Origin of the sequence: Xanthobacter cornucopiae (assembly GCF_043195065.2) — a bacterium.
Taxonomy (GTDB): domain Bacteria; phylum Pseudomonadota; class Alphaproteobacteria; order Rhizobiales; family Xanthobacteraceae; genus Xanthobacter.
Window position 1 is genome coordinate 1,156,813 of record NZ_CM195531.1, and the last position, 24,253, is coordinate 1,181,065.

At 65.1% G+C, this 24,253-nt stretch carries 25 protein-coding genes and 1 pseudogene; 10 read left to right on the forward strand and 16 right to left on the reverse strand.

From position 1 onward, the window contains the following. Positions 1 to 2: 2 nt before the first annotated feature. The 5 genes from V5F53_RS05155 to V5F53_RS05175 form a co-directional block, all read right to left on the reverse strand. The gene (locus V5F53_RS05155) at positions 3 to 926 is read right to left on the reverse strand and encodes an ABC transporter permease (protein WP_393998432.1); all 924 of its coding nucleotides are present in this window, start codon (positions 924 to 926) and stop codon (positions 3 to 5) included. Further along, the gene (locus V5F53_RS05160; protein WP_393998431.1) at positions 923 to 1,984 is read right to left on the reverse strand and encodes an ABC transporter substrate-binding protein; all 1,062 of its coding nucleotides are present in this window, start codon (positions 1,982 to 1,984) and stop codon (positions 923 to 925) included. The genes V5F53_RS05155 and V5F53_RS05160 overlap by 4 nt, the downstream gene beginning before the upstream one ends. A gap of 102 nt (positions 1,985 to 2,086) precedes the next feature. Continuing rightward, positions 2,087 to 2,656, reverse strand: a complete 570-nt coding sequence (locus tag V5F53_RS05165) for a tautomerase family protein (protein WP_509212943.1) — start codon at positions 2,654 to 2,656, stop codon at positions 2,087 to 2,089. Positions 2,657 to 2,701: 45 nt separating this feature from the next. Continuing rightward, entirely contained in the window at positions 2,702 to 3,511 is an 810-nt protein-coding gene (locus V5F53_RS05170; protein ID WP_393998429.1) for a pirin family protein, read from the reverse strand. 28 nt (positions 3,512 to 3,539) lie between these two features. Next, the gene (locus tag V5F53_RS05175; RefSeq protein ID WP_393998428.1) at positions 3,540 to 3,755 is read right to left on the reverse strand and encodes a rubredoxin; all 216 of its coding nucleotides are present in this window, start codon (positions 3,753 to 3,755) and stop codon (positions 3,540 to 3,542) included. 226 nt (positions 3,756 to 3,981) lie between these two features. Between V5F53_RS05175 and V5F53_RS05180 the strand changes: the two genes are divergently transcribed. The 7 genes from V5F53_RS05180 (at position 3,982) to V5F53_RS05210 (ending at position 12,711) form a co-directional block, all read left to right on the forward strand. Beyond that, positions 3,982 to 4,644, forward strand: coding sequence for a GntR family transcriptional regulator (locus V5F53_RS05180; protein ID WP_393998427.1), 663 nt, complete (start codon positions 3,982 to 3,984; stop codon positions 4,642 to 4,644). Between the two features lie 141 nt (positions 4,645 to 4,785). After that, on the forward strand, positions 4,786 to 6,732 hold the full coding sequence (gene dld / locus V5F53_RS05185) for a D-lactate dehydrogenase (protein ID WP_393998426.1): 1,947 nt from the start codon (positions 4,786 to 4,788) through the stop codon (positions 6,730 to 6,732). Positions 6,733 to 6,797: 65 nt separating this feature from the next. Beyond that, on the forward strand, positions 6,798 to 8,405 hold the full coding sequence (locus tag V5F53_RS05190) for a thiamine pyrophosphate-binding protein (protein ID WP_393998425.1): 1,608 nt from the start codon (positions 6,798 to 6,800) through the stop codon (positions 8,403 to 8,405). A 57-nt stretch (positions 8,406 to 8,462) separates the two neighbouring features. Then, entirely contained in the window at positions 8,463 to 8,798 is a 336-nt protein-coding gene (locus V5F53_RS05195) for a hypothetical protein (RefSeq protein ID WP_393998424.1), read from the forward strand. Beyond that, complete coding sequence (locus tag V5F53_RS05200; RefSeq protein ID WP_393998423.1) at positions 8,795 to 9,163, forward strand: hypothetical protein; 369 nt, start codon at positions 8,795 to 8,797, stop codon at positions 9,161 to 9,163. Before V5F53_RS05195 ends, V5F53_RS05200 begins: the two co-directional genes overlap by 4 nt. Positions 9,164 to 9,218: 55 nt before the next feature. Beyond that, entirely contained in the window at positions 9,219 to 11,030 is a 1,812-nt protein-coding gene (locus tag V5F53_RS05205) for a CocE/NonD family hydrolase (protein ID WP_393998422.1), read from the forward strand. Beyond that, on the forward strand, positions 11,023 to 12,711 hold the full coding sequence (locus tag V5F53_RS05210) for an NAD-dependent malic enzyme (protein WP_393998421.1): 1,689 nt from the start codon (positions 11,023 to 11,025) through the stop codon (positions 12,709 to 12,711). The genes V5F53_RS05205 and V5F53_RS05210 overlap by 8 nt, the downstream gene beginning before the upstream one ends. A 42-nt stretch (positions 12,712 to 12,753) precedes the next feature. Here V5F53_RS05210 and V5F53_RS05215 read toward each other — a convergent pair whose 3' ends face one another. The 4 genes from V5F53_RS05215 to V5F53_RS05230 form a co-directional block, all read right to left on the reverse strand. Further along, on the reverse strand, positions 12,754 to 13,959 hold the full coding sequence (locus tag V5F53_RS05215; RefSeq protein ID WP_393998420.1) for a phthiocerol/phthiodiolone dimycocerosyl transferase family protein: 1,206 nt from the start codon (positions 13,957 to 13,959) through the stop codon (positions 12,754 to 12,756). After that, complete coding sequence (tnpB, locus tag V5F53_RS05220) at positions 13,929 to 14,309, reverse strand: IS66 family insertion sequence element accessory protein TnpB (RefSeq protein ID WP_393998419.1); 381 nt, start codon at positions 14,307 to 14,309, stop codon at positions 13,929 to 13,931. Before tnpB ends, V5F53_RS05215 begins: the two co-directional genes overlap by 31 nt. Further along, the gene (gene tnpA / locus V5F53_RS05225; RefSeq protein ID WP_393998418.1) at positions 14,306 to 14,746 is read right to left on the reverse strand and encodes an IS66-like element accessory protein TnpA; all 441 of its coding nucleotides are present in this window, start codon (positions 14,744 to 14,746) and stop codon (positions 14,306 to 14,308) included. The genes tnpB and tnpA overlap by 4 nt, the downstream gene beginning before the upstream one ends. 214 nt (positions 14,747 to 14,960) lie before the next feature. Continuing rightward, positions 14,961 to 15,434, reverse strand: coding sequence for a hypothetical protein (locus V5F53_RS05230; protein ID WP_393998417.1), 474 nt, complete (start codon positions 15,432 to 15,434; stop codon positions 14,961 to 14,963). Positions 15,435 to 15,529: 95 nt separating this feature from the next. On the opposite strand from V5F53_RS05230, the gene V5F53_RS05235 reads away from it, so the two are divergent. Then, a complete protein-coding gene (locus V5F53_RS05235; RefSeq protein ID WP_393998416.1) occupies positions 15,530 to 16,180 on the forward strand; it encodes a helix-turn-helix domain-containing protein in 651 nt (216 codons plus the stop codon). A gap of 114 nt (positions 16,181 to 16,294) precedes the next feature. Here the strand turns inward: V5F53_RS05235 and V5F53_RS05240 are convergent, their stop codons facing one another. The 6 genes from V5F53_RS05240 to V5F53_RS05265 all read right to left on the reverse strand — a co-directional run bounded on the left by V5F53_RS05240 (position 16,295) and on the right by V5F53_RS05265 (position 20,970). After that, positions 16,295 to 16,546: a hypothetical protein gene (locus V5F53_RS05240; protein WP_393998415.1), complete on the reverse strand. Its 252-nt coding sequence runs from the start codon at positions 16,544 to 16,546 to the stop codon at positions 16,295 to 16,297. A 537-nt stretch (positions 16,547 to 17,083) separates the two neighbouring features. Continuing rightward, a complete protein-coding gene (locus V5F53_RS05245; RefSeq protein ID WP_509212946.1) occupies positions 17,084 to 17,908 on the reverse strand; it encodes an IS5 family transposase in 825 nt (274 codons plus the stop codon). A 79-nt stretch (positions 17,909 to 17,987) separates the two neighbouring features. After that, positions 17,988 to 19,457: an FAD-dependent monooxygenase gene (locus tag V5F53_RS05250; protein ID WP_393997365.1), complete on the reverse strand. Its 1,470-nt coding sequence runs from the start codon at positions 19,455 to 19,457 to the stop codon at positions 17,988 to 17,990. A 94-nt stretch (positions 19,458 to 19,551) separates the two neighbouring features. Further along, positions 19,552 to 20,034 (reverse strand): cupin domain-containing protein, encoded by a 483-nt coding sequence (locus tag V5F53_RS05255; protein ID WP_393997364.1) that lies wholly within the window; start codon positions 20,032 to 20,034, stop codon positions 19,552 to 19,554. Between the two features lie 46 nt (positions 20,035 to 20,080). Beyond that, positions 20,081 to 20,581 (reverse strand): Spy/CpxP family protein refolding chaperone, encoded by a 501-nt coding sequence (locus V5F53_RS05260; RefSeq protein ID WP_393997363.1) that lies wholly within the window; start codon positions 20,579 to 20,581, stop codon positions 20,081 to 20,083. A gap of 50 nt (positions 20,582 to 20,631) precedes the next feature. Further along, the gene (locus V5F53_RS05265) at positions 20,632 to 20,970 is read right to left on the reverse strand and encodes a GCG_CRPN prefix-to-repeats domain-containing protein (RefSeq protein WP_393997362.1); all 339 of its coding nucleotides are present in this window, start codon (positions 20,968 to 20,970) and stop codon (positions 20,632 to 20,634) included. A gap of 310 nt (positions 20,971 to 21,280) precedes the next feature. On the opposite strand from V5F53_RS05265, the pseudogene V5F53_RS05270 reads away from it, so the two are divergent. Next, a pseudogene (locus V5F53_RS05270) lies at positions 21,281 to 21,989 on the forward strand (IS5 family transposase); the annotation flags it as partial. Positions 21,990 to 22,020: 31 nt separating this feature from the next. Here the strand turns inward: V5F53_RS05270 and V5F53_RS05275 are convergent. Beyond that, entirely contained in the window at positions 22,021 to 22,941 is a 921-nt protein-coding gene (locus tag V5F53_RS05275; RefSeq protein WP_393997361.1) for a LysR substrate-binding domain-containing protein, read from the reverse strand. A gap of 179 nt (positions 22,942 to 23,120) precedes the next feature. Between V5F53_RS05275 and V5F53_RS05280 the strand changes: the two genes are divergently transcribed. After that, positions 23,121 to 24,242: an MFS transporter gene (locus V5F53_RS05280; protein WP_393997360.1), complete on the forward strand. Its 1,122-nt coding sequence runs from the start codon at positions 23,121 to 23,123 to the stop codon at positions 24,240 to 24,242. Positions 24,243 to 24,253: the final 11 nt, after the last annotated feature.

The following is a 24,253-nucleotide window of genomic DNA, read 5'->3' on the forward strand; positions in this document are numbered from 1 at the left end:
GGTCACAGCACTCCGTAGCGCTTCTGCAGCGCCAGGCTGGAGGCGACGCTCAGCGCCAGCGTCACGGCCATCAGCACCAGAGCGATGGTGGCGGCGAACGGCCAGTTGTACACCTTGATCGCCTGCTCGAAGACCTTCGGTGCCATCATCTGGAACGAAGGGCCGCCGATGAGGACTGGGGTCGCATAGGCGTTCATCGCCAGCACGAAGCACAAGAGGCAACCGGAGAAGATGCCGGGCATGGCGAGGGGAAGGGTCACGCGGAAGAATGCCGTCCACGGCGGCGCACCCATGGTCTGGGCGGCTTCCTCATAGGCCGTGCCGATGTTCTCGAACACGCTCTCGAGCGAGATCACCATGAACGGCAGCAGCACGGCGATGAGGCCAATGACCACCGCCGATCCGGTGTAGAGGATACGGACCGGCTCGGCGATAAACCCGCCGGACAAGAGCGCCGAATTGATCAGTCCCTTGTCGGCGAGCAGAACCATCCAGCCCGCCGCGCGCACCGCGTTCCCCATGAGCAGCGGAATGATCGTGGCGAGGATGAGCACCGCCTTCAGCGCGCGGCTCTCGACCCGGCTGATGACGAACGCTGCGGGGACACCGAGGACCAGGCAGATGGCCGTGCAGATCAGCGCGACCACCAGCGTCCGGGCGAGGATCATCAGATAGAACGGCTCGCCGAAGAAGCGGACATAGTTTTCCAGCGTGAAGCCCGCGAGATCCGGTGAGGCGGCATCGAAATGGGCGACGCTGGTACGGGCCATGAGGGCAAGCGGCAGGATCAGGCCCGCCAGCACCAGCGTCAGGCTGGGAAAAAGCAGCCAGCCGGCGGTGGAGCGCCGGCGCCCGCGGCCGGGGCCGCCCGGGGCCGGCTGTCCGCCGGTCAGGCTGTCCTCCCCGGTGATGGCGAGCGCGCTCACGCCTTGAATTCCTTGTTCCACCACTCGATCCACTGGGCGTCGCTCTTCGCCGCATATGGGTAGTCGACGAAATTGAGCTTCGCGATCTGGTCGGCGGTGAATTCGAGGCGCTTGCGATCCACCACGGGGACGTCGGCATTGTCGGTGGCGACGGCATAGGACGTGGCGAGGGAGATGGCGCCCATGGCCTTTGGCTGGAGCATCGCCTCCAGATAGGCGTAGGCGCCGTCCACGTTGCGCGCCCGCTTCGGGATGCCCGCGCCGAACGCGATGGCGACAGCACCCTCCTTCGGATAGGACCAGCGCATCGGCAGGCCCTCCTTCTCCCACTGAATCGCGCGGGCGCTGTAGTTGACGGAGATCCAGACCTCCTCCGCCTTGAACGCCGCGGCCAGCGCCTGATGAGAGGGATAGAGCCGTGGCTGCACCGTCTTCTTCAGCTCCAGCAGGGCCGGAAACGCCTTGCTGACATCGCTCATGGAGCCGCCGTAGCCGAGCGCGGCGGCATAGATATAGTTGAAGTAGAGCTGATCGATGATGCCGACGCGCCCCGCGTATTTCGGGTTCCACAGGTCGGCAAAGCTGGTCGGCGGCTCGGGGATGCGGGCGGGATTGTAGATCAGCACCACGCCGCCATAGGCCGCGGGGATGAAATAGGGCCGCCGTAGCGAGGGGATGATGTGGCCAGCGCTCGGGATGCGCGACATGTCGAGGGTTTCCAGCACGCCCTGGGCGCTCATCTCATAGGCATCGGCGTCGCTCAGCCAGGTCACATCGACGCTGGAGCGCGGCAGGCGCCGCTCCGCCAGCAGCTTCGCCTTGCGCTCCGGCACGGGTGCGAGATCGTGGATGATGCGCATGGCGGAGGCGGCGAAAGCCGGCTCCTCGAAGCCCTGGGCGATGCGCTGGTTCCAGTCGCCGCCCCAGTTGGAGACGACGAGCTCGCCGCTCTGCGCGCGGGCGATGCGGGGAAGGAGGGCGGCCGCGCCAAGGACGGCTGCGCTGCCAAGGAGGCGCCTGCGATCCATGACATGGCCCAAGATGGTCTGGTCGGTCACGAAGTTCCCCTCACATCTTCTCTGGAATTGTGGCAGGAGGCCGCGCGCGTGTCTCCGCGCTTCGGCGGGTGTGGAAAGGCGCGCCGGTCCCGGCGCCGGTTATCAGGCCGGGTCTGCGGCCGCTGCCAGCAGTCGCGGCCGCAGCGAGGGCAGCATTCCGCCGGTGTCGCCCGGATAACCCGCCGCCACCATGGCCCGCGCCTTGGCCTCAAAATAGGCGCGCGACCAGAGCGGCCGGGGGCCGCCATCCTGGCCCACCGTCCTGGCAATGGATTCCAGGCTGATGGGCTGGCCGCCATCGCCCCAATTGCCCTCGGTCACCTCGTTGATGACGGTGAGCAGGCTTCCGGCGGGATCGGAGCAGCCGGTCGCCGCAGCGATCGCTTCCGCCACCCAGGCATGAACCTCGTTCTTGTGCGTGACGTTCATGTACCCTTCAGGGATGAAGACATTGACCAGGAACTTTCCCGGCCCGGTCACATAAGTCCCATCGGTTCGGCCGCCGATCCACCAGTCATCGGCGGCGAAGGCAGTGAAAAACACCCAGGCGAACGCACGCCCGCCGGGCGTGTTCGCGCCGCCCTCCATTTTGATGAGCACGTCGGTGAGGCGCGCGGCAAGATCGGCTTTCGCCGCTGCATCGAGCGTCCCGGCGGCATAGCGCACGTCCATGATCGGCATTGTCGTCTCCCTTGGGATGGATCGCCGGGCTCGGCCTCAGTCGAGGAGGTCGGCTCCGTGGGCCTTTTCCCAGGCGCGGATACGGGCATCGTCGAGCATGGCGGTCTCGACGAAGAAGATGTCGGAGCTGTCGGGAGCCTCGATCGCGAGGGCCTCGACGCCGCTGATGCCCAAGCTGTCGCGACGCGCGAGCGCGACGTCGTTCACGGTGGCGCCGCCCTCCGCGACGAACACGTAAACGCCGTGCTCCGGCGTGCGTGGGGTGTAGGTAAAGCGTCCGGCGCGGTCGGTCACCAGACGCGAGACGCGCAGGTCCTGAGACACCTGCAGCGCGCCGTCCGCGTCGCCCACGAGCTGAGCGATACGGTTGCGTCGGGTGCGGATGTCGAAGTGGGCGCGATGGTAGCTCGGCGGCAGATAGAGCTGGCCGGGCATGAGCCACAGATAAATGGCGTTCATGTTCTCCGGGCTGATCGACAGCTCGCAGTGCTTGCCGCCCGAACCGGCCGAGAACACGTAGTAATCGCCCTGCCGCAACTGGTCCACGGTGCCGCGGCCGGCGGTGTTGATGTGGGTCAGCTCGCCTTCCAGCACAAACGCGCAGATGATGAAATTGTGGTGCGGGTGCATGTTGTAGCCGCAGCCGGCACCATTGAACACTTCATCGCCGAACACGCGGACAGTGCCGAAGCCGGGGCGTCCGCTTTGGTATTGATGGAAGTTGAAGCTGGACTCGCGGGCGATATAGCTGCCAGGGTGGCCGGCCACATAAGACGAGGCGCTTCCGTCGGAATAGATCACGTCGTGGCCACGCTCGTTCGCCCGGAGCACAAAGGATTTGGGCATGGTTCGTCTCCCGTAGGTTGTTGCGGGCTCAGGCGATACGCGCCAGATCGACGCCGCCTTCGGCGTAGCCCATCTCCACCATCTCGAACTGGTTTTTGGGGGTGCCGCAATCGGGGCAGACCCAGTCGTCAGGGACATCGGCCCAGCGGGTGCCGGGTGCCAGCCCGTGCTCCGGAAGGCCGAGGGATTCGTCATACGAAAAACCGCACCCGAGGCAGAGCCATCGCTTGAGAGGCGCATTCATGGTGAGTATCCTGCATTACAGTAGCGCGTCACACGTCACGTTTTAGATTGGCGCGCCACCAACGGCAAGCGCAAAGTTTGTGCAGGCTCAAAAGTGCCGACTTTCCCAGCGATCTCTGTCGCCGTCACCGCTTGCGTTGCTTGCGCGGTGCGCAGTGCCGCATTATTGTAGAGCGCTACCAATTGTGCCTCAGGGCACCAACTGCGGGCGGGTAATGGATCCGAATTTGCGTGAACAGGTGCTGCGGCAGGTGCGGTCGGAGATCATCTCGGGACAAAGCGGCCCGGGTAAGATGTACTCGGTGCCCACCCTGGCGGCCGACCTCGGCATGTCCACGACGCCCGTGCGGGAAGCGCTGCTGGAGCTGGCACGGACCGGCCTGATCGAGCCCATGCGCAATCGCGGGTTCAAGGTCGTGGAGCCGACCGTGGACGATCTGCGTAATCTGTTCGACATGCGCAGCCTGCTCGAGGTGCATGCCGCCGAACTGTTCGCCCTCAAGCCGCGGAAGAAAAAGAAGCTCATCGAGCAGCTCACCGGCCACGCCGACGCGGTCCGCGCGGCTGTGGAGAATGACGATCTCTACGGCTACCTGGAGAGCGACCGCAATTTCCACATGGCCTTCATTGGCGCGGCCGAGAATGCACTGCTCACGGAGGTGGCCATGGGCCTGCGCGACAAGATGCGTCTCCACGGCATCTCGTCGCGCGCGGGCCTGGATCGGCAGGCCGCATCTGTGGACGAGCATTACCAGCTGACCGCCCTCGCCGAGGCGGGCAACGTGGACGGCATCCGGGAGCTCATGCGGAACCACATCCTCACCTGGGAGCCAATCTTCATGGAAGCGCTGCTCAAGAGCAGGAGAGAAACGAGCGGAACGCGGGCCTGAGAACGGGCGCCGGACCACTGGGGCTGATCCATCGGCCATGAGTGGCACTCCCACGCCCCCCTCTCGGCACGGTCCCGAGGGGCCCGCGGTGAGGACGAATAAGGCGCGCCACGGGAATATGTCGCATCACCACTTCTGGCGATGCTGCACAGCGGGGCTCCAAATAGGCTGAGATCATCGATCCTTGTCGGACGGCGCACTGGCCGGCACACGACGGGACCGCCCGATCAAGCCGCTTCGTGGATCCTGTCGGGGGCCACAGGTTACGAAAAGGGGGGAATGGTTGCCATGGATGCTGCATTTCTCGACCTGACCATTCCGGCGGGCAAAGCCTCTGCGCGAGAGGCGGCCGAAGGCGACGCAATCCTCATTGCGGAGCTTCGGGACATCGCCGGTCGATCGCATGTCCTGACGAGCCCCGAGGCGACGCGGCGCTTTCGCAGCGGCATCCGCTTCGGTTCCGGCCCGGTGGTCGCCGTGGTGCGGCCCGGCTCGCTGGTGGAGCAATGGCGCGTCCTGAAGGCCTGCGTAGCGGCGGACAAGGTCGTCATCATGCAGTCGGCCAACACCGGGGTCACCGGCGGCTCGACCCCGGACGGGGACGACTACGATCGCGGCGTGGTGGTCATCAACACCATGCGCATCGAGGGCCTGCACCTGATCAACGACGGGACGCAGGTCGTGTGCCTGCCCGGCACGACCTTGTTTCACCTGGAGAAGGCGCTGGAGAAGATCGGCCGCGCGCCGCACTCCGTCATCGGCTCGTCCTGCATCGGCGCATCGGTGTTCGGCGGCGTCTGCAACAATTCCGGCGGTGCCCTGATCCATCGTGGCCCGGCCTTCACGCAGCTCGCCTTGTTCGCGCGGCTGGATACGGCCGGCGAGTTGCATCTCGTCAATCATCTCGGGATCGCGCTGGGCAATGATCCGGAAACGATCCTTCAGCGGGTCGAGAGCGGCGATTTCACCCCCGCCGACATCGTCAACGATCCCTCCCGCGCCGCCTCGGACCATGAGTATGCGGACCATGTGCGCGATATCTCGGCGCCGACTCCCTCCCGCTTCAATGCCGATCCGCGTCGTCTGTTCGAGGCATCGGGCAGCGCCGGTAAGGTGATGTTGATGGCGGTGCGGCTCGACACTTTCCCGAAGGAGAGGGATCAGGTCGTCTTCTACATCGGCTCGAACGACACCCGCGAGCTCGAAGGCGTTCGCCGCCATATCCTCGGAACCTTCAAGGACCTGCCGATCGAAGGCGAGTACATGCACCGGGACTCGTTCAATTGCGCGGAGGTCTACGGCAAGGACACCTTCCTGGTGATTCATTACCTCGGCACCGACATGATCCCGCGGCTGTTCGCGCTCCAGGCGGCATTCGACAATTTTTGCCGGCGGATCGCGTTCCTGCCGAAGAATCTCAGCGCCAAGATGCTGCAGGTCCTGAGCCATCTCTTCCCGAAGCACCTGCCCCGGCGCATGACGGACTACCGCGACCGCTTCGAGCACTACCTTCTGTTGAAGATGGGTGACGACGGCATCGCGGAAGCCCGCGCCTATCTGAAATCGATCTTCCCGTCGAAGTCCGGGGACTATTTCGAGTGTACGCCCGATGAAGGCGACAAGGCCTTCCTGCACCGCTTCGCCGCCGCCGGCGCCGCCATCCGCTATCGCGCGGTGCACGACAGGGAGGTGGAGGACATCGTTGCGCTGGACATCGCGCTCCGCCGCAACGACGAGAACTGGTTCGAGACACTTCCGCAGGAGATCGATAAGCACCTGATCCGCAAGCTCTATTGCGGGCACTTCTTCTGCCACGTCTTCCACCAGGACTATATCGTGGCCAAGGGCAGCAATTGCGAGGAGATCGAGCACGCCATGTGGAAGCTGCTCGATGCCCGCGGCGCGGAATATCCCGCCGAGCACAATGTGGGGCACCTCTATTTCGCGAAGCCCGCAATGGTCGACCATTTCAAGGCGCTCGATCCTTGCAACACCTTCAACCCCGGGATCGGGCGCACCACGAAATGCGCGCACTGGATGCCGCGCGGACAGAACGTTGCACCAGGCGCCTTCCGGTGCGACGGCTGACCATGTGAAATGCCAAGTACGGCGCACGCCACTCGGCTGGCTCCGGCAAGATCATTGGAGCGAACATGACGACACGGACCGGCGGCGAGCTCATCCAGGATTTTCTGGAGACTTATGAAATTCCGTTTGTTTTCGGGAATCCCGGGACCACGGAGACCACCTTCCTGGCGGCGGTGGCGGCCTCGAAGGCCACCTATGTCCTGTCGCTGCATGAATCGAGCGCGGTCGGCATCGCCGCGGGCTATGCCCTGATTACCGGCAAGCCCTCCATCGTCAGCCTGCACACCTATCCGGGCCTCGCCAACGGCATGTTCAACATGCGCAACGCCCTCATGTCCGGGGTGCCGCTGCTGGTCATCAACGGGCAGCAGGATTCCCGCTTCCTCATCCACAATCCGGTGCTGGGCGCGCCCAATGTCCAGCTGGCCGAGACCGCAACCAAATACGCCTATGAGGTGACCCGCACGGACGATCTCGCCGTCGCCCTGCAGCGCTGCTACCTGCACGCGCGGCTTCAGCCGACAGGCCCGGTTTTCCTCTCCATACCCATGAACTTCATGCTGGAGGAGACCGAGCACGCCACCTTCAAGAAGACGCGCATCATCGAGGACGTGGTGCCCCGCGCCATCGGCGAGGTGGCCGCTGCGCTCGCCGCGGTGCCGAGGGGGAAGCTCGCCATGGTCGCCGACTATGCGGTGGGCGCGGCGCACGGCATCGATGCCATCAGCCGCATCGCCAGCGCGCTCGGGGCCGACGTCTATGCCGCGCCCTTCCATGTGCAGGGCACGGTTGATCCGCTGCATCCGAACTTCCGCGGCCAGCTTCCTCCCACCACGAAGGCGATCAACGAGACGCTCGGCCGCTACCACACCATGCTGCTGATCGGCGAGAAGGTGGACAGTTTCACTTATGACGGCCTCCAGGCGCTGCCGCCGGAATTGCAGGTCATCCAGATCGCGCCGGCAGCCAGCCAGCTCGGCTTCGATTTTCCCTGCGACATGGCCGTGCTCGGCGACATCTATGCAACTCTGGACGCGCTGGCTACAGCGCTCGGCGCCGACACAGCGCAAGCCGCCGCGCGGACGATCAGCGAGGCCGCTCTGGATGCGAAGTATCCAGCTTCGGGACCGCGCGCGAGCGATGCGCTGATCCTGGCGGTGCTGCGCCATCTCGACCGATCGACGCATGTCATTACGGAAGGTTCGTCCGAGGACGCCATCGTGCAGGACATGGCGGTGAGCCTCGGCTTCCGGAACGTGCATTTCTCGCCCCGTGGCGGCGGGCTGGGCTGGGCCCTGCCGCTGGGCGTGGGCATCGGCCTGGCAAGCGGCCAGCATGCCGCCTGCTTCGTCGGCGACGGCGGCAGCCTGTTCTCCATCCACGCACTCTGGACGGCGGCGAAGTATTCCATCCCGTCCATCTTCATCTGTTTTGTGAACAATGAGTACCGGCTGCTGAAGGACCTGTGGTGCAATGTGATGGGCACGACCATCGCGAGCACCCACTTCGTCGGTCTGGACTTCAGCGATCCCGACGTGGACATGCGCAAGATCGCCGAGGGGTTCGGTGCTCGCGTCGAGACGATCGACTCTGTCGAGAGCGTCGGCGACGTGCTCGCCCGCGCGCTTGCGCATCAAGGTCCGAGCTTCCTGATCATCAATCGCGAGCCGTGAACCGGCGGCGGCGCTGCTCCGCCGCATCCCCATCAATGCAGAATAAGGGAGGCATCCGTGTCCGGGGATTTCGAGAAGGAACTGACGCGGCGCGTGTGGACCGACGACGCGTTCGCCGCGCAGGTGGAAAGCGATCCCGCCGAGGCGCTCAAGACCATGGGCGTGGCGGTGCCGGCCGGCGTCAAGGTGAAGGTGGTGGTGCAGCGGCGCGACCGGGTCTACTTCACCATTCCGCCCGCCCGCGCGCCCCATGCGCCGCCCGCCGCGACGCCGCTCAACCAGATGGACCTGTGGTCCAGCCAGGGCCTGTTCATCTGGCTCGTGCCCGTGGCCGCCAAATTCAAGCTGCTGGCCCTGCGCAACGCGGCCCGCACCGAGGGAGATCAGCCGTGAGCAACGCCGATTTCGTCGAGAAGAATTACGAGCGCATCGCCACCGATGCCGATTACCGCGCGAAGCTCCTCGCCGATCCGGTTGGGGTGGTCTGCGCGGAGTTCGGCTACACGCCGGGCCCGGATTTCAGGATCGAGATCGTCGAGCAGGCGGAAGACACCATCGTCATCATGGTGCCCCCGAAGCCTGAGGCGGGAGTGGACATGGAGCAGGCGCTCACCGCGGTGACGGAGCGGGTCTTCGACCTGCTCTTTTCGTCCGGGATCGGCGGTTTTTTCATTCCGGACGACAAGCAGAAATGGGTCGTGCGCGAGATGCGCCTCGCCGCGCAGAAGAAGACCGGCCTCGACATTTCGCAATTGTAGGGCGCGCCGGCGCGAAGATCAGGCGCGGTGAGCCCGAGACCGGGGAAGAATGCACATGACGGCCAAGAACGGGAAGCCGGGCTTCTGGGACAATCTCATCGCGCCGAAGGGCGGCCTGTTCGGCGCGCAGCTCGCGGGCTGGACGCCGGGACCCGCCGCGAAGTCGGGGCTCGGCTGCCGCGTCCTCGCGGACCAGATGGTCGAGGTGGCGTCCTCCATCGCGCTCGCTGCCGATGTCTATGTGCCCAAGGCACCCGGCCGCTATCCGGCGGTCGTCTGCTTCGCGGCCTATTCCAAGGAATTGCAGGCCGCCGGCGTCCCGGCCGGAAACAATGAGACCGGCAGCCCGCCGGTCTTCACCGATCGCGGCTATGCCCATGTCATCGTCACCCGCCGTGGCATGGGCCGTTCGGGCGGGGAGGATGCCGTCTACCTCAACGACACGGACGTGGAGGACCACGCCAAGGTCATCGCATGGGCCGCGGCCCAGCCCTGGTGCGACGGGCAGGTGGTGCTATTCGGAACCTCCTATTACGGGCTGACCCAGCCGCAGGTGGCGCGGCTTCGCCCGCCGGCCCTGAAGGGCTTCTTCACCAACGAGATGTGCACGGACTACTTCCGCCACATCGCCATGTTCGGCGGCGCGCCACAGCCCGATTTCTTCGCGCTCTGGATGGGGGCGAACTTCACGCCCCTGCAGTTCCGGCTGCGCGTGCCGCCGCTGCTGCGCGCGGTGGTGAGCCACATCACCAACTCGCCCCTGAAGCACGTGTGGTGGCCGCAGCTGAAGAAGCGCATGACGCGGATCATGAGGACCTTCGAGCGGGAGGTGCCGGCGCCGCAGACGCGGCGGCTGTTCGCCGGCCTCATGCTCGACGGCAAGACCCGGGGGACGAGCGTGCTGCCGGCTGGCCCGTCCGGCGCGCTGGAGGACATCGAGGTGCCGTTCGTGGTGGTGCAGAATGCCGGCTATCTCAACCTGCATCAGTTCGGCGCCTACGATCTGTTCGAGAATGCCGGCACGCCGAAGGATCACCGCTGGCTGATCGTCGGCCCTGCGACCTATGACCTGCCGGTCTATGCCTGGCAGCTGGAGGCGCTCGCCTTCTTCGACCATCTCGTCTACGGCGCGGACAACGGCTATGCCGCGCAGCCGCGGGTGCGATACTGGACGGAAGGGGCTAAGGATTATCGCAGCGCGCCGGACTGGCCCCTTCCCGGCAGCACGGCGCTGCGCCTCTATCCGGCCTCCAATGGTGCCGACGGCGCAACCCATCGCCTCGACCGAGCGCCGGGCGAAGCCGGCACCAACCGATGGGCGGCTGTGCCCCTCGGCGCCATCGTGACGGCGGGCTTCGACGAGGTGGAGAGCCAGCGCCTCACCTTCGATCTGCCGGTGGAGGAAGAGACGGAGCTGGCCGGGCCGGTGACGCTGAGCCTGTCCTTCAGCTCCAACGAGATTGATTCCTACGTAGTGGCCCGCACCGGCATCGTCGCGGCTGACGGCGGCTACCAGATCCTGTCCATGGGCGCGATCCGCCCCGCCTGCCGCAGGATCGATGCGGCGCGTTCCACCGCGACCGAGATCGCCATCGACATCGACACGCCCGAGCCCCTGACACCCGGCGTGCCGGTGGCGCTGCGCTTCAGCCTCACGCCGCAGCCCGTGGTGCTGAAGCCGGGCGAGCGGCTGCGCCTCGACATCGCCAGCCGCACCGATCTCCTGCGCAGCGACGTGAGCCACGGACACGCTCAGTTCGACATGCAGGTGCCGCCCTATTACGCCCGCAACACCCTGCATTACGGACCTGACACCTACATCGAACTTGCCCGGGCCGGCGGGTCCAGGAGCGATCTTCATGTCTGAAGCGACCCCCGCGCTCACATCCACCGCGCTGAGCGGATACGAACTGCTGGCCGATCCCCAGCTCAACAAGGGCACGGCGTTCTCTGAGACCGAGCGCGACACCTTCCACCTGCACGGACTGCTGCCGCCGCATGTCTCGACCCTGGACGAGCAGATGTTCCGCGCGCTCCAGTCGCTGCGCCAGTTCGAGACCGATCTCGAACGCTATGCCTTCCTGCGCGAGTTGCAGGACATCAACGAGACCCTGTTCTACGCGACGCTGGTCGGAAACCTGGAAGAGCTGCTGCCCATCGTCTACACGCCGACCGTCGGCGCCGGCTGCCAGCAGTTCAGCCGGCTCTACCACAAGCCGCGCGGCCTCTTCCTCAGCATTCCGCACCGCTCAAGGCTCGACCAGATCTTTGCCCAACCGCGCTTCGACGCGGTGGAGGCGATCGTCGTGACCGATGGCGAGCGCATCCTGGGGCTGGGAGACCAGGGGGCGGACGGCATGGGCATCCCCATCGGCAAGCTCGCACTCTATTCCGGCTGCGGCGGCCTGCATCCGGCCACCACCCTGCCGATCCTGCTCGATGTCGGGACCGACAATGCCGACCGCCTCGCCGATCCGCTCTATGTGGGCTGGCGCCACGAGCGGGTGCGGGGGCAGGAGTATGACGATTTCATCGAGGCCTTCGTCTCCGCCGTGATCCGGCGCTGGCCCAAGGTTCTCCTGCAATGGGAGGATTTCGCCAAGGGCAATGCGACGCGCATGCTGGAGCGCTATCGCGACCGGCTCTGCACCTTCAACGATGATGTCCAGGGCACGGCAGCGGTGGCGACCGGCACCTTGCTGGCGGCCGTCACTGTCACCGGCGTGCCGCTGACCGAGCAGCGGGTGGCGGTATTCGGCGCCGGCTCCGCCGGCTGCGGGATCGCTGGCCTGATCCGCTCCGCCATGTGCGATGCCGGCCTGTCGGAAAGCGAGGCAGCACAACGCTTCTTCATGGTCGATCGCGACGGATTGCTGATGGACGGCATGCCCGGTCTTGCGCCCTTCCAGGCCCCCTTCGTGCAGAGCAGGCGGGCCATCGAAGGCTGGACGCTCGACCATCCCGACACGATTGCGCTCCTCGATGTGGTGCGCAATGCACGTCCGACCGTGCTGATCGGCGTCTCAGGCCAGGCGGGCGCCTTCGGCGAGCCGGTGGTCCGCGCCATGGCCGAGTGCAACCAGCGGCCTGTGATCTTTCCGCTGTCGAATCCGACCTCGCGCGCGGAAGCAACGCCAGCGGATATCGAGGCCTGGACCGACGGGCGGGCTCTGGTCGGCGTCGGCAGCCCCTTCCCCCCGCTCCTGCGCGACGGCGCCCGCTTCAAGGTCGACCAGACCAACAATTCCTACATCTTTCCCGGAGTTGGCCTCGGCGTTCTTGCGGTCGGCGCCAGCCGCGTGACCGATGGCATGTTCATGGCGGCCGCGAAGGCGCTGGCAGATGCCTCGCCTGCGCGCGACAACCCGAAGCATAATCTCCTGCCCCCGGTGAGCGCCCTGCGCGAAGTCGCGGCCAAGGTCGCCCTCGCGGTCGCAATGCAGGCGCATCGGGAAGGCGCCGCACCCGACGTCCCGGTCGATCAGATCCAGCAGCGCCTGCGCGCCAAGGTCTGGACACCGCGTTACGTCCCGCTCGCTGCGAAGTAGACGTAACCCCCACACCGCGCCCCGCGCGTCGGCACAGGGCCTCTAGTGTGCGCAGACTGAATCGAGCCTCCCGACGAAGCCGTCCGAAATGGCGCGGATCGTTGCTGGAGTGGCGAACTCTTCCACATAGACGACGTTGGCGATCAGCGTGCCGTCATAGACCGACACGGAAACATTGGGGAATTTCTTCATCCAGCCCAAGGCATACTCGAAGCCGGTCACGGCCAGCCGCTCGACCGGCCAGTGAAACTGCACCGTCTGGATGTCGGAGACATTGATGGCGACCGGCGCCTGCTGAGGGCTGCCGAACGCCCTGGGATAATTGATGTAGTCGTGAAAGATGCTACCACTGGCCAGTCCCTGATGGACATCGTCAAAGATGAATCGGGCGATCTCGATCATGGGCCGGTCGAGGTCGGGCACGGGCGTGATGTGCCCGGTGATGGCCGTGAAGACCAGTTCGGGGGAAACGTGGGGCTCGAGCCGCCGGCGCATGTCCACCGATGATCGCATGAGGATCTGGCGCGGGTGGCCGTCCGCGACGTCACCTATGGCGAGCGCGAATGCGGCCAGCAGGAGCGCGTGCACGGAAGAGCCGGTGGCGTGGCTCGCCGCCTTGATCCGATGTACAGCATCCGCCCCGATCACGATCCGCTCGAGCCGGTGGGTCACGGGGCCGCCATCATGGGGCGCAGGCATGGGAATCTCAGCGAACACTCCGGAATAGGAAGACGACGGCGCATCGGTGCCAAGCGCCGCCAGGCTGCGGCTCACGGCTTCATCGACCGGGGTCGGGAACGGCTGCACGCCGAGGGCTGGGGCCTCGCCGCGCACGGCGCAATCGCACATATGGGCGAGACAGGAATGCAGCTCGATCAGCGATGTCGCGTCAGTGATGGCGTGGGATGTGAGCATGAAGACATCGATTGCGTCATCGGCAGCGATGACGTGGATGGCATAGAGCGTCTTCGACGTGTCGAGGTCGGCATTCAGCAACTGCGCGTACAATGCCTCGGCGGAGCAGCTATCGGCGGGCAACCAGCTCTCGACAGCGGATCGGTCATCCATCCGTTCGACGAAATACCCATCCTCGACCACCGCGCGCAGGATGCCATATCGCGCTTCGAGATGCGCGACGGCCGCCTCGAACTGCGCCCTGCCGATCGTCCCGGAGATGCTGCTGCGGCTCACGACGATCATGCGCGTGGCGATGTAGATCAATTCCGTGGGCGAGGCTTCGCGATACACGCTCCGACCGGCATCGTCGTCCGTTGTGGCTCATGGACACGGCGCCAGTCCAGCCCCTCGAGCAGGGCCTGCAACTGCGCCGCTGTCAGCCGTAACGCGCCGTCCTCGATCTTCGGCCAGCGGAACTCGCCATCCTCCAGACGCTTGGCGACGAGCACGACCCCAGTGCCATCCCAGAACACCAGCTTCACCCGGTCCGCGCGCTTGGTCCGGAACACGTACACCGTGCCGGAGAACGGATCGGCGCCCATGGTCTCGCGCACCAGCGCCGCGAGCCCCTCCGCCCCCTTGCGGAAGTCCACCGGCCGCGTCGCCACCATGACGCGGACCGCGCCGCTTGGGCCGATCATGATCGATCCTTCAGCGCGCCGATCACCGCTGCGATGATGGTTGGCGAAGCCCCGTTCTCGATCATCACCCTGACCCCAGCGACGTCGACCTCGATCGCCGCCGCGCGATGTTGCCGACCGCGCCGCTTCCGCCGCAAGCATGTGGCCGCCGGCTCCGATGCTGGAGCCGGTTCCGGCGGGACCACCGCCGGCACGAACGCCTGGAACGTCTCGGCCGCCTTGCGCGCCTCCCGGCGCCAGGTGAACAACTGCTGCGGCGACAAGGCATGGCGGCGCGCCACGTCACTCACCGTGGATCCAGGCTCAAGGCTCTCGGTGACAATCCGCGCCTTCTCCTCGGGAGCCCACTCTCGGCGACGCCCCACTCCGGTGAAAACCTCGAACCGCCGCACTGGCCCCTCGGCGCTGGATTTAAGCGTAAGCTCTGAAATCGTCATACGTCCAAGCCCTCCAGGCTCGGAACATCGCCCCCTCAGCCTCGCCCGCGAAAGGTGGGGGCGGGACACCGCTTACGAATTATATTTAAGATACTGCGTTAAACTAATGCTCAATTCGCGAATTTCCGCGAAGGTATCGAAATAACTCAATCTACCCTCCGTCATGCGAGACGCCGCCCATTGGGCGGCGTCGGATACGTCATGCCCTTCCCGGTCAGCAGCAGCTGGTCCTGTCCTGGATCTCGATCTTGTATTGAGATGCGAGCTGTTCGAGACCGCGCAAAGACAGATAGGCCATAAAGGTGGACTTTGCGACGCTTGCGGCGGCGGCCGCCCTCGTGAAGGGCTCTGGGCTCGGGCTGGCCATAAAAGTCCCCACGCCCGCCGAGATGGCTGCCATGCCCGCCTCTTCTAGTAGCTTGCGGGTCGCTTCTTCAGGGCTGCCGGGGCCATTGATCACCAGGAAGATCTCGTGCTGAAGGAAGCCGATCCGTCCGCCCAGGCACACTTCCTTGCTGCCCTTTGCGGGCCACGGCCAGTGTATGGTCTTCCAGTTATCGCACTCGAATCGCGGCTCAAGGCCGAACTGCATCAGCTTGCGTTCAATCGTTCCCGCGTGTGTCACGGTTGGCAGGGTCGCTATACCCCAAACCAGTACGGCGATCCAGGACAGTATCGCTTTTGACATATCATCTCCTCCACTCCTCCCGCAGCGCGGAAGGTTCGATGGCGGAAGGCTGACAGAGGTCCATTCTTAACGAGGTGCACGAAAGGGGAAAGTCGATGGAGAGGGCAGATGAAGACGACGCCACATTCGATGCTGAGCACTTGGCGGCAATCGCCAAGAGGGTGCGACACCTGCGGAACATGCACGGACTCACACAGGAGCAGCTCGCCCTAGATACAAATTACAGTGTGAGAACGATCAAGAATGTTGAAGCGGGCAGGAAGGTGTCTATCGACACATATAATGCCATTGCAGTGATATTCGGGACAGCGGCGAAAGAATTATTGACGTTTAAGCGTCGTCGCGAGATGGGTCAGCTTGAATTATTCGCTGATCATGTCGTTACAAGTTACAGCAATGATATGAGTGGCAAGATACAGAGAGGTGGTAATATTGACAAATTAATGAGATTAAACAAAATACTTGTTGAAAAAATTGATCGACAATATTCTGGCTATGACAACAGGCTGAGCGCTACGTTCACGGCAATGGGGTTGTACTTGAAGTATGAGTTGGATGATTACTTGGACCAAATGGTTGACTTTGGATTTAAATGGGAGCAGGCATTGTGCCTGACTCATATGTATTTTTTGGAAGTCATCAAGCTGTATACAATGAAAGTCGAACCCCATAATGTTCCGCATATGATCGATTTCTATGTATCCCAGGTCAATCTTACATTCGAGGAGTACAAGCCTTTTGGTTGAGCGTGCGGCGGGAACCGAGGGGCTGGTTTACTTGGCTCAGAAGGTCTCCTGTAGCCAGGCGCGCAGGGGCGCGTGCATGAAGTCGATCTTTTGGAAGGGGCGATCTCAAAGCTATCAGGTCAGCCGTTCCAGGCGATAGCCCTTGGAATGGTGTTCGCTGGGGTTGGCGGTCGTGATGTAGCGGTCACTCCAGTCCGCCGCGCCTGCGAGGGCAAGATCCACCGGGCCGTTGATGCGCTTGGCGAGTCTACCTGCCTTGGCACGCGCTGCGCTGTCGCTGCCCAGTCGTGCGAACGAGACGTCGGCCGAGCACGCTATCGCTCCACTATCGTCGCCGACATAGGCATGAAACTCGAATTGCTGCATCGGTTGTCCCTCAATTGGAAATCAAAAAGTGTCCGCTTTTCGGATCGCGCGAGGCAGCAGCGTCGATATATCCTGGGCGACGAGGACTCGGCGATGGTGAGGTGGCGTTCTGGGGGCAGGCGCCCTGAGCCGCGGTCGGGTAGACGCGGATGGGGCCAGGTTCCAACTGACGCACGGATATCGAGGAGGGGATCATGAGCGAGGCTGAGGATCGGGTTTATCTGTCGGTATCGCGAGCGGAGCTGGATCGCCTGCTCAAAGCTCTGGCGGTCGCGGGGGCCGTCGACACCGGGCCGGAGCTGGCCGCGCTAGGCAACCAGCTCGAGGGGCGTGCCGTGGATGCAAGGGAGATCGTGCAGGTGCTTCAGGGAGCCGTGCACGGCTTCAAGAGCTACGCGACCGGGACTAACGCTGCGACGGATCTTGCCGAGGGCCTGGCGGAGCGCTGCGGAGCCCTTCTCCTGCGCCTGGCCGGCCGGGGCGATCCTCTGGCTCTGAAGGTCGCTGCGGACCTGTTCTTAGAGCCCGTTTGGAAATTCAGGGATGGGCGTTTCTTCGGGCCAGATTTGCGCCCATGGCGACGAGGATCGTGGCGGTTGAGACGTCGATGCGGCGCTCATAGTCACGCACAAGGCGGCGCCATCGGGTCATCCAGCCGAACGTGCGCTCGACGACCCAGCGGCGCGGCAGGACTTCGAAGCCCTGCACGCCATCGCGGCGGCGGATGATCTCGACGACGAAGGCGAGATAGGCCGCCTTGTCCATGAGCGTGAGCCGGTCGTAGGCGGCGTCGGCGAAGAGGTGCTTCACCCACGGCCAGCGCTTGCGGATCGCATCGAGGATCATCTGTGCCCCGGCGCTGTCGGAAATGTCTGCGGTCGTCAGATGGACCATCAGGAGCCGCCCGTCGGTGTCGACCGCAATGTGGCGCTTGCGCCCGACGATCTTCTTGCCGGCATCGTATCCCCTGGCTTCGGCTTGCGGCGCCTTGATCGTCTGGCTGTCGATCACCGCCCCCGTCGGGCTCGCTTCACGCCCCGCCCGCTCGCGGTCGAGCATCAGTTCGACATCGTGGATGGTCTGGAACAGGAAGCGGCGCGCCAGTTCGCGGAACCAGCCATAGACCGTGCGCCAGTGACCGAAATGGATCGGCAGCATCCGCCAGCCGCCGCCTGAACGCACCAGATAGCGCACCGCATTGATGACTTCCCGGAACTCCACCTCGCGGGGCCGCCCCCGGCGTCCGGGAGCCGGCATCAACGGCGCCATCCGCTCCCATTCTTCATCCGTCAGATCCGACGGATAGCGTTTCGTCTTCCGGGCGATCCTGGCCATCCGGTCCCGCTGTTCTGCTGTCCACATCCACAGCTTGAATCATAAGCACGGACAAACAGGAATCCCTGGATAACGAATTTCCAAACGGGCTCTAAACAACAGGCTGTCAGCGCCCCGCCCCAATGTGGTCGAGATAGGGGATAAGGGCTTCCCAGTCCGCGTCCTGCACTGCGGCGGCGAGGTAGCCGTCCGGCCGGACCAGCGAGAGGAGAGTCTCCTCGCCAGACGGACACGCCAGCGCCACCACGAGCCGTGGGAAGCGCGAGGCGAGTTCGGTCGCGCCGCTTCCGCCGCACGCGGTGAATACTGGTGTGTTGCCTGAGCCGAACGGCGCCACGCCGGCCACCGGCCGCACCCGCGCACCCGCCTTCACTTCACCGAGGGAGGGCCCGTTGAGCGGGCTGTTGGGATAGCCGATGGAGACTTCCGCCATCAGTCCGGTGATGGCCCGCTGTACCGGTGGCAGTCCCATCAGGATATGCGCGACGAAGTCGCGTACATGCTGCAGCGTGTGATCGGGCAGCGTGCCGATCCGGGTCATGCGCCCCGAGGCCGCGATCACCTGCGCGCCCACCGGCCGGCGTTCCAGATCGTAGCTCTCCAGCAGCGCCGGAGCGGAAGCGACGCCATGGCTCACCAACGCCAGCTTCCACGCAAGATTGATGGCGTCCTGCATGCCGGTATTCATGCCCTGTCCGCCAGCCGGGCTGTGGATGTGGGCGGCGTCGCCAGCGAGGAAGACCCGCCCCGACCGATAGTTTTCTACCTGCCGCTCGTTGATGCGGAACGCGCTGACCCATTCCGTGCCGGTGAGGGTGATCCCCCCGGGGCCGCGGGCGTCCACCATCTTCTGGAAGGCCTTCTGTTCCAGCGCCACGGGTTCCGCTCCGGTCGAAACGCCGAGGCTAGTGATGATCCGCGCGCGGTCGGGCGCCATGGGAAAAAACAGCAGTGGCCCGTCCTCATGCCAGAAGATCGCCATCTGCGAGGACGGGAAGGGATATCCGCTGAGATGAAAATCGCCCTGCGTCCAGTCGAGGCCGAGCGTATCGCCTTGGAATTCCAGGCCAAGCCGATGACGCACCACGCTGTGCGCGCCGTCGCAGGCGATCAGAAAGGCGAAGCGCTTGATGCTCTCCGTGCCATCCGGTTCCCGCAGGCGGGCGGAGACGCTATCGTCGTCCTGCTCGAAGCCGAGAAGCTCGACGCCGAACTCGGGCTCGACGCCATGGGCGGCGAGGTGACGCCGCAAAACGGCTTCGGTGTCGTACTGCGGTACCATAAGCGCGAACGGATACGGCGAGGGCACCTCGTCGAGAGACAACGAGGCCACCGCCCGGCCGCCCGAAAGGATGTTGGCGACGGTGACCTTGTTGCCCATGGCAATGATGTCCGCCGCCGCCCCGGAGCGGTCGAGAAGCTCCAGAGTGCGCGGCCACACCGCGACCGCACGGGAGGTGTGGGTCGCCTCCGAAATCTTGTCGATGAGACGAACCGGAACGCCATAGCGCGTCAGTTCGAGGGCCATTGTCAGTCCAACCGGTCCGGCACCGGCGATGAGAACGTTGTCCTTCATGATTCCTCCCCCATCAGTTCATGCGTTGGCCGGCCGCGCGCGCGGCAGCGCGGCCGGCCCGGTCGTGGGCCGATGGCCGCGGTGCCGATGAGTCTCAGTCGGTGGGCTGGTCGTTCTTGTTCACCGGCGGGCCGAGGAATTCCACCTGCCACTTCAGACCGAAGGCATTGAGTGCCGCCTGGTCGGGGATGCCGTCATGCATCACGCCGGCGAGCTCCGTGAAGAAGGCCGCCGCATCAAGGGCCGGGGCCATGAGGATGTACTGGCGCGCGGGCTTGTCGGTGACATTGCAGAAGCCGTGTTCGACCCCGCCTGGAATGCTCACCACGTCACCAGCCTCGGCATAGAAGCGCTGGCCGTCCGCCTCATAGAGATACCGGCCCTCGATGACGCGAAAGATCTCTGCTTCGCGATGACGATGCCGGGGCGGGCCGGCGCCCGGTGCATTGATGGTCTCGATGAAGCAGAACTCGCCGGAGCTCGCTGCTGGCGGCATGCGCACGAAGAGGTCGAGCCCGATGGCGGGGATCTTGATGGGCGCTTCGGTGCCCCTTGAATGCAGGAAGGATATGGACACGGGGGCCTCCTTGAGACTGAGGTTGACAGGATAAAAATGATCCAGCCTAGTTCTCTTCTTCGAACAGCCAGATCTCGGCGGTGGGCTGGGGCAGGCCGGCGCCTTCGCGCAGGCCGAGGAAGGCGGGGATGCGCCGCTGCTGCTCCGCCGTGAGAGACCCGACGAGAGGCTTCAGCGCGACCGTCACCATCTTCATGTCGCGCGCCCGCAGAGCCTCGGCGTCGGCGATTCGGTCTAGGATATCCACGAAATCGGCCGGCTGTGGCGCCTTCGCGCGCTCGGCGCGGCGCTCGGCTGACTGCTTCGCCACCGCGCGGATGGCGGCTTCCACCGGCGGCCAGAGCTTTTCCTGCTCAGGGGTCATGTTGATCACCGTCTTCAGCGCGAGAATGCGCGCATTGAGCACGGCCTGCGCATCCGCTGCGCTGTAAAGTTCCACAGCAGGAGGCGCCAGCGGCGTGCCGACGGACGGGGCTGTTTGGGCTCGCGCGGCGGGCGCTGCAATGACGAGTGTGCCCATGAGGGCGGCCATGAGGGTGCGGTTCATGGTCAAATCCTTCGTGTCACCGGATTTCAGGGGAGAGACGCCGCTTGCCGTCACTGCCATCCGCCTCCGGGCAGCCGTCCGTGATAAGGGGTGTCGCGGCAATGTCCCCAGGGGCCATGCCAATAGCCGGGCGGGCAGCCATTGCCGAAATAGCCGTAGGTGGGGGGCAGGTCATAGACCCAACTGCCGCCCGGCACACGGCCGGTATAGGGGGTATCGCGACAATGGCCCCAAGGCCCGCGCCACCAGCCCGGGCCGCAGCCCTGGGCGACGGGGGTTACGATGGCGGTGTCAGGCACCGGGGATGGTGCAAGAGGCATCGCCAAAGCCGGCAACGCCGTCAGCATGCTGAGCCACAAGCCATAACTCAGTCCGAAGGTGTTTCGCATGGGGATCACTCGCAGTGAGACGTCCCGGGCCCCAAACCGCAGCCCGCACCAAGGTCCTTTTTGTGGACCCGAGTGTCAGAATTACCTCTACCGCTATGGAGGCGCATCGATAGAACTGGTGATGCGCCACGTTGTTTATCGTCTCTCCCCATCGAAACGGTGGTGACCATCGGCGCGACCCGGCTCGAGGCCGAACAGGTCTAGGCTCAGGACTCACTAGGTCCTGTTGACGAATAGGATTCCGCTTCGGGCCAAGGAATGATTCAACGTCGCTTTCGGAGGGCGGCGGCGTTGATTCGAGACCTGATGAGTGACGAGGCGAGGCCCACACAGCGGCCGCCGGCCGCAGGATCATCGCCGCGTTCTCGACGGCGTCTTCTGGATCGCGCGCACCGGTGCACAGTGGCGCGATCTGCCCGAGTTTTTCGGAAAATGGTCGTCGGTCTATCGCCAGTTTCGTCGATGGACGCTCTGCGGGCTCTGGGATCTGCTGCTCGAGGTGCTGAACGACACCGAGGGCGTCGGTGAGACGGTCCAGATGATCGACAGCACCGTCATCCGGGCGCACCCCTGCGCCGCCGGCGCAAGGGGGGGCTCCAAGACAGGGTCTCGGGCGCTCGCGAGGTGGGTTTTCGACCAAAATTCATCTCCGCACCAACGGCGCCGGTCTCCCCGTAGCCGTCGACATCGCACCCGGCCAAGGCTCCGATTACACCGGCGCTCTGCCTCTGCTCGATGCCGGCGGGCCGGAGCCGAAGGTTCTTCTCGCCGATCGCGGCTATGATGCCGATGCCATCCGCACAGGGATGGAAGCGCGCGGCATCACCCCGATCATTCCGATGCGGCGAAGTCGGAAGGTCCAGTTGCCCGTAGACGACCACGTCTACGCGCTCCGGAACCGGATCGAACGTTGCTTCAACAGGTTGAAGAACTGGCGCCGTCTCGCCACCCGCTACGGCAAGACCGCCGACAGCTACCTCGGCTTCGTCCTCATCGCCGCCATCCATCTTTGGATGCGCGCATTCGTCAACAGGACCTGGCGTCGCTGGTTCACTGCGCTTCGGCTCTGCAGGGCAGCGGTTGCGGATGGCGCAGCAGGTTCTCGGCCATGAACGAGACGAAGGCGGACAGTTTCGGCGACGGGTGGCGGCTTGCCGGCCACAGGATATGGAATGCGCCCACATCGCGAATGAAGTCGTCGAGCACGCTGACCAGCGTGCCGCGTGCAAGCTGCGTGCGCACGGTGAATTGCGGCAGGCAGACGAGGCCGAAGCCTTCTTCCGCCAGACAGATCTGCGGTTCCAGCGTGCTCGCCACCAGCGTGACCGGCAGAGCCATGTCGATATCGACCCCGTCGCGCGCGAGCGGCCAGCGCTCCAGCTTGCCGGTCGAGGGATATTTGTGATGCAGGCAGGCGTGGGTGACGAGATCCTCCGGCAGCCGAGGCACGCCGTGCGCGGCGAAATAGGCCGGCGAGCCGACGATGCAGTGGGAGAAGGCGCCGACGCGGCGCATCATCAGCCGGCTGTCGCGCGCCTCACCGGTGCGGATCACCGCGTCGAAGCCTTCGTCGATCACATCCACCAGCCGGTCGGTGAAGTCGAGGTCGAGCTCGATCTCCGGATAGGCGCGCATGAAGGCCATCACCGCCGGCATCATCAGCATCCCGATCAGCGGCAGGCCGACGCGGAGTTTTCCGCGCGGCGCCACGCGGGTCTGCGACAGTTCGAGTTCCGCCGCCTCGATCTCGCAGAAGATGCGGCGACAGCGGTCGCGGAACAGCTCACCCTCGGGCGTCAGGGTCAGCGACCGGGTCGAGCGATGAAACAGGCGGACACCGAGCCGTTCCTCGAGCCGGGCTACCGCCTTACCCACGGCGGATGCCGAAATGCCGAGTTTGATCGCAGCGGCGGCGAAGCCGCCGGCCTCGGCCGTCTGGACGAAGGCGTTGAGTGCGCCGAGGTGTTCCATGGGGGCCTTCCGAAATTGCGGACGCGTATGTCCGATATGAGCGGAATTCTAGCCGATTATTCCCGATCGGCGAGTGCCCTAATCTCAGGGGCATGACAGAGACATGCTCCCCCGACGCGGCCGGCCGCGCGCTGCCGTCCTCGGCGCCCTTCCCGTGGTCGAGCCTTCTGGCGCTCGCCATGGCCGGGTTCATCACCATCCTGACCGAAGCGCTTCCGGCGGGGGTGTTGCCGCAGATCGGTGCGAGCCTCGACGTGTCCGAGGCACTCGCCGGGCAACTCGTCACGCTCTACGCCATCGGTTCGCTCGCGGCGGCCATTCCGCTCACGACCGCGACGCAAGGGATACGGCGCCGGCCGCTGCTTCTCGTCGCGATCGGCGGGTTCGCGATGGCGAACACGGCGACAGCCCTATCGGGCAGCTATGAGCTGACGCTCGTCGCCCGGTTCATTGCGGGCGTTTCCGCCGGTCTCCTCTGGGCGCTGATCGCCGGTTATGCCGCGCGCATGGTGCCGGAAGGATCGAAGGGGCGCGCCATCGCCGTCGCGATGATCGGCACGCCGCTGGCGTTGTCGCTCGGCATTCCGGCCGGCACCGCCCTCGGCTCGATCATCGGGTGGCGGGCTTCGTTCGGGATCATGAGCGGGCTCAGCCTCATCCTGATCGCCTGGGTGGCGATGAACGTCCCCGACTTCCCGGGCCACGCGGAAGACAAGCGGCGTCCGCTCGGCCACGTCTTCGTTTTGCCGGGCATCCGCACGGTGCTGTTCGTCACGCTGACCTTCGTGCTCGCCCACAACATCCTCTACACCTACATCGCCCCATTGCTGGGCGGTGGTGGCGGGGCCGTCAGGACCGACATCGCTCTGCTCGTCTTCGGACTGGCCGCGCTGGCCGGGATCTGGATCGTCGGCATCCTGATCGACCATCACCTGCGCTCTCTCACCTTGCTCAGCATCGCGCTGTTCGGCCTCGCGGCACTCGCGCTCGGCATCGCCGGTCATGCGCCCGTGATCACCCTGAGCGCCACGGGATTCTGGGGCCTCGCCTTCGGCGGTATCGCCACGCTGTTTCAGACCGCCCTCGCCAAGGCCGCCGGAGACATGCACGACCTCGCCCAATCGATGCTCGTCACCGCCTGGAACGCGGCGATTGCCGGCGGCGGCCTGATCGGCGGGGTGCTGCTCGATCACGTCGGCGTCGGCGCCTTTGCACCCGTCGCGCTCCTGCTGCTGGCCGCCGCCTACATCGCCGCCCACCGCGCCTGCCGGCACGGTTTCCCACACGCCTTCACCCCCTGACCCGAAACGGA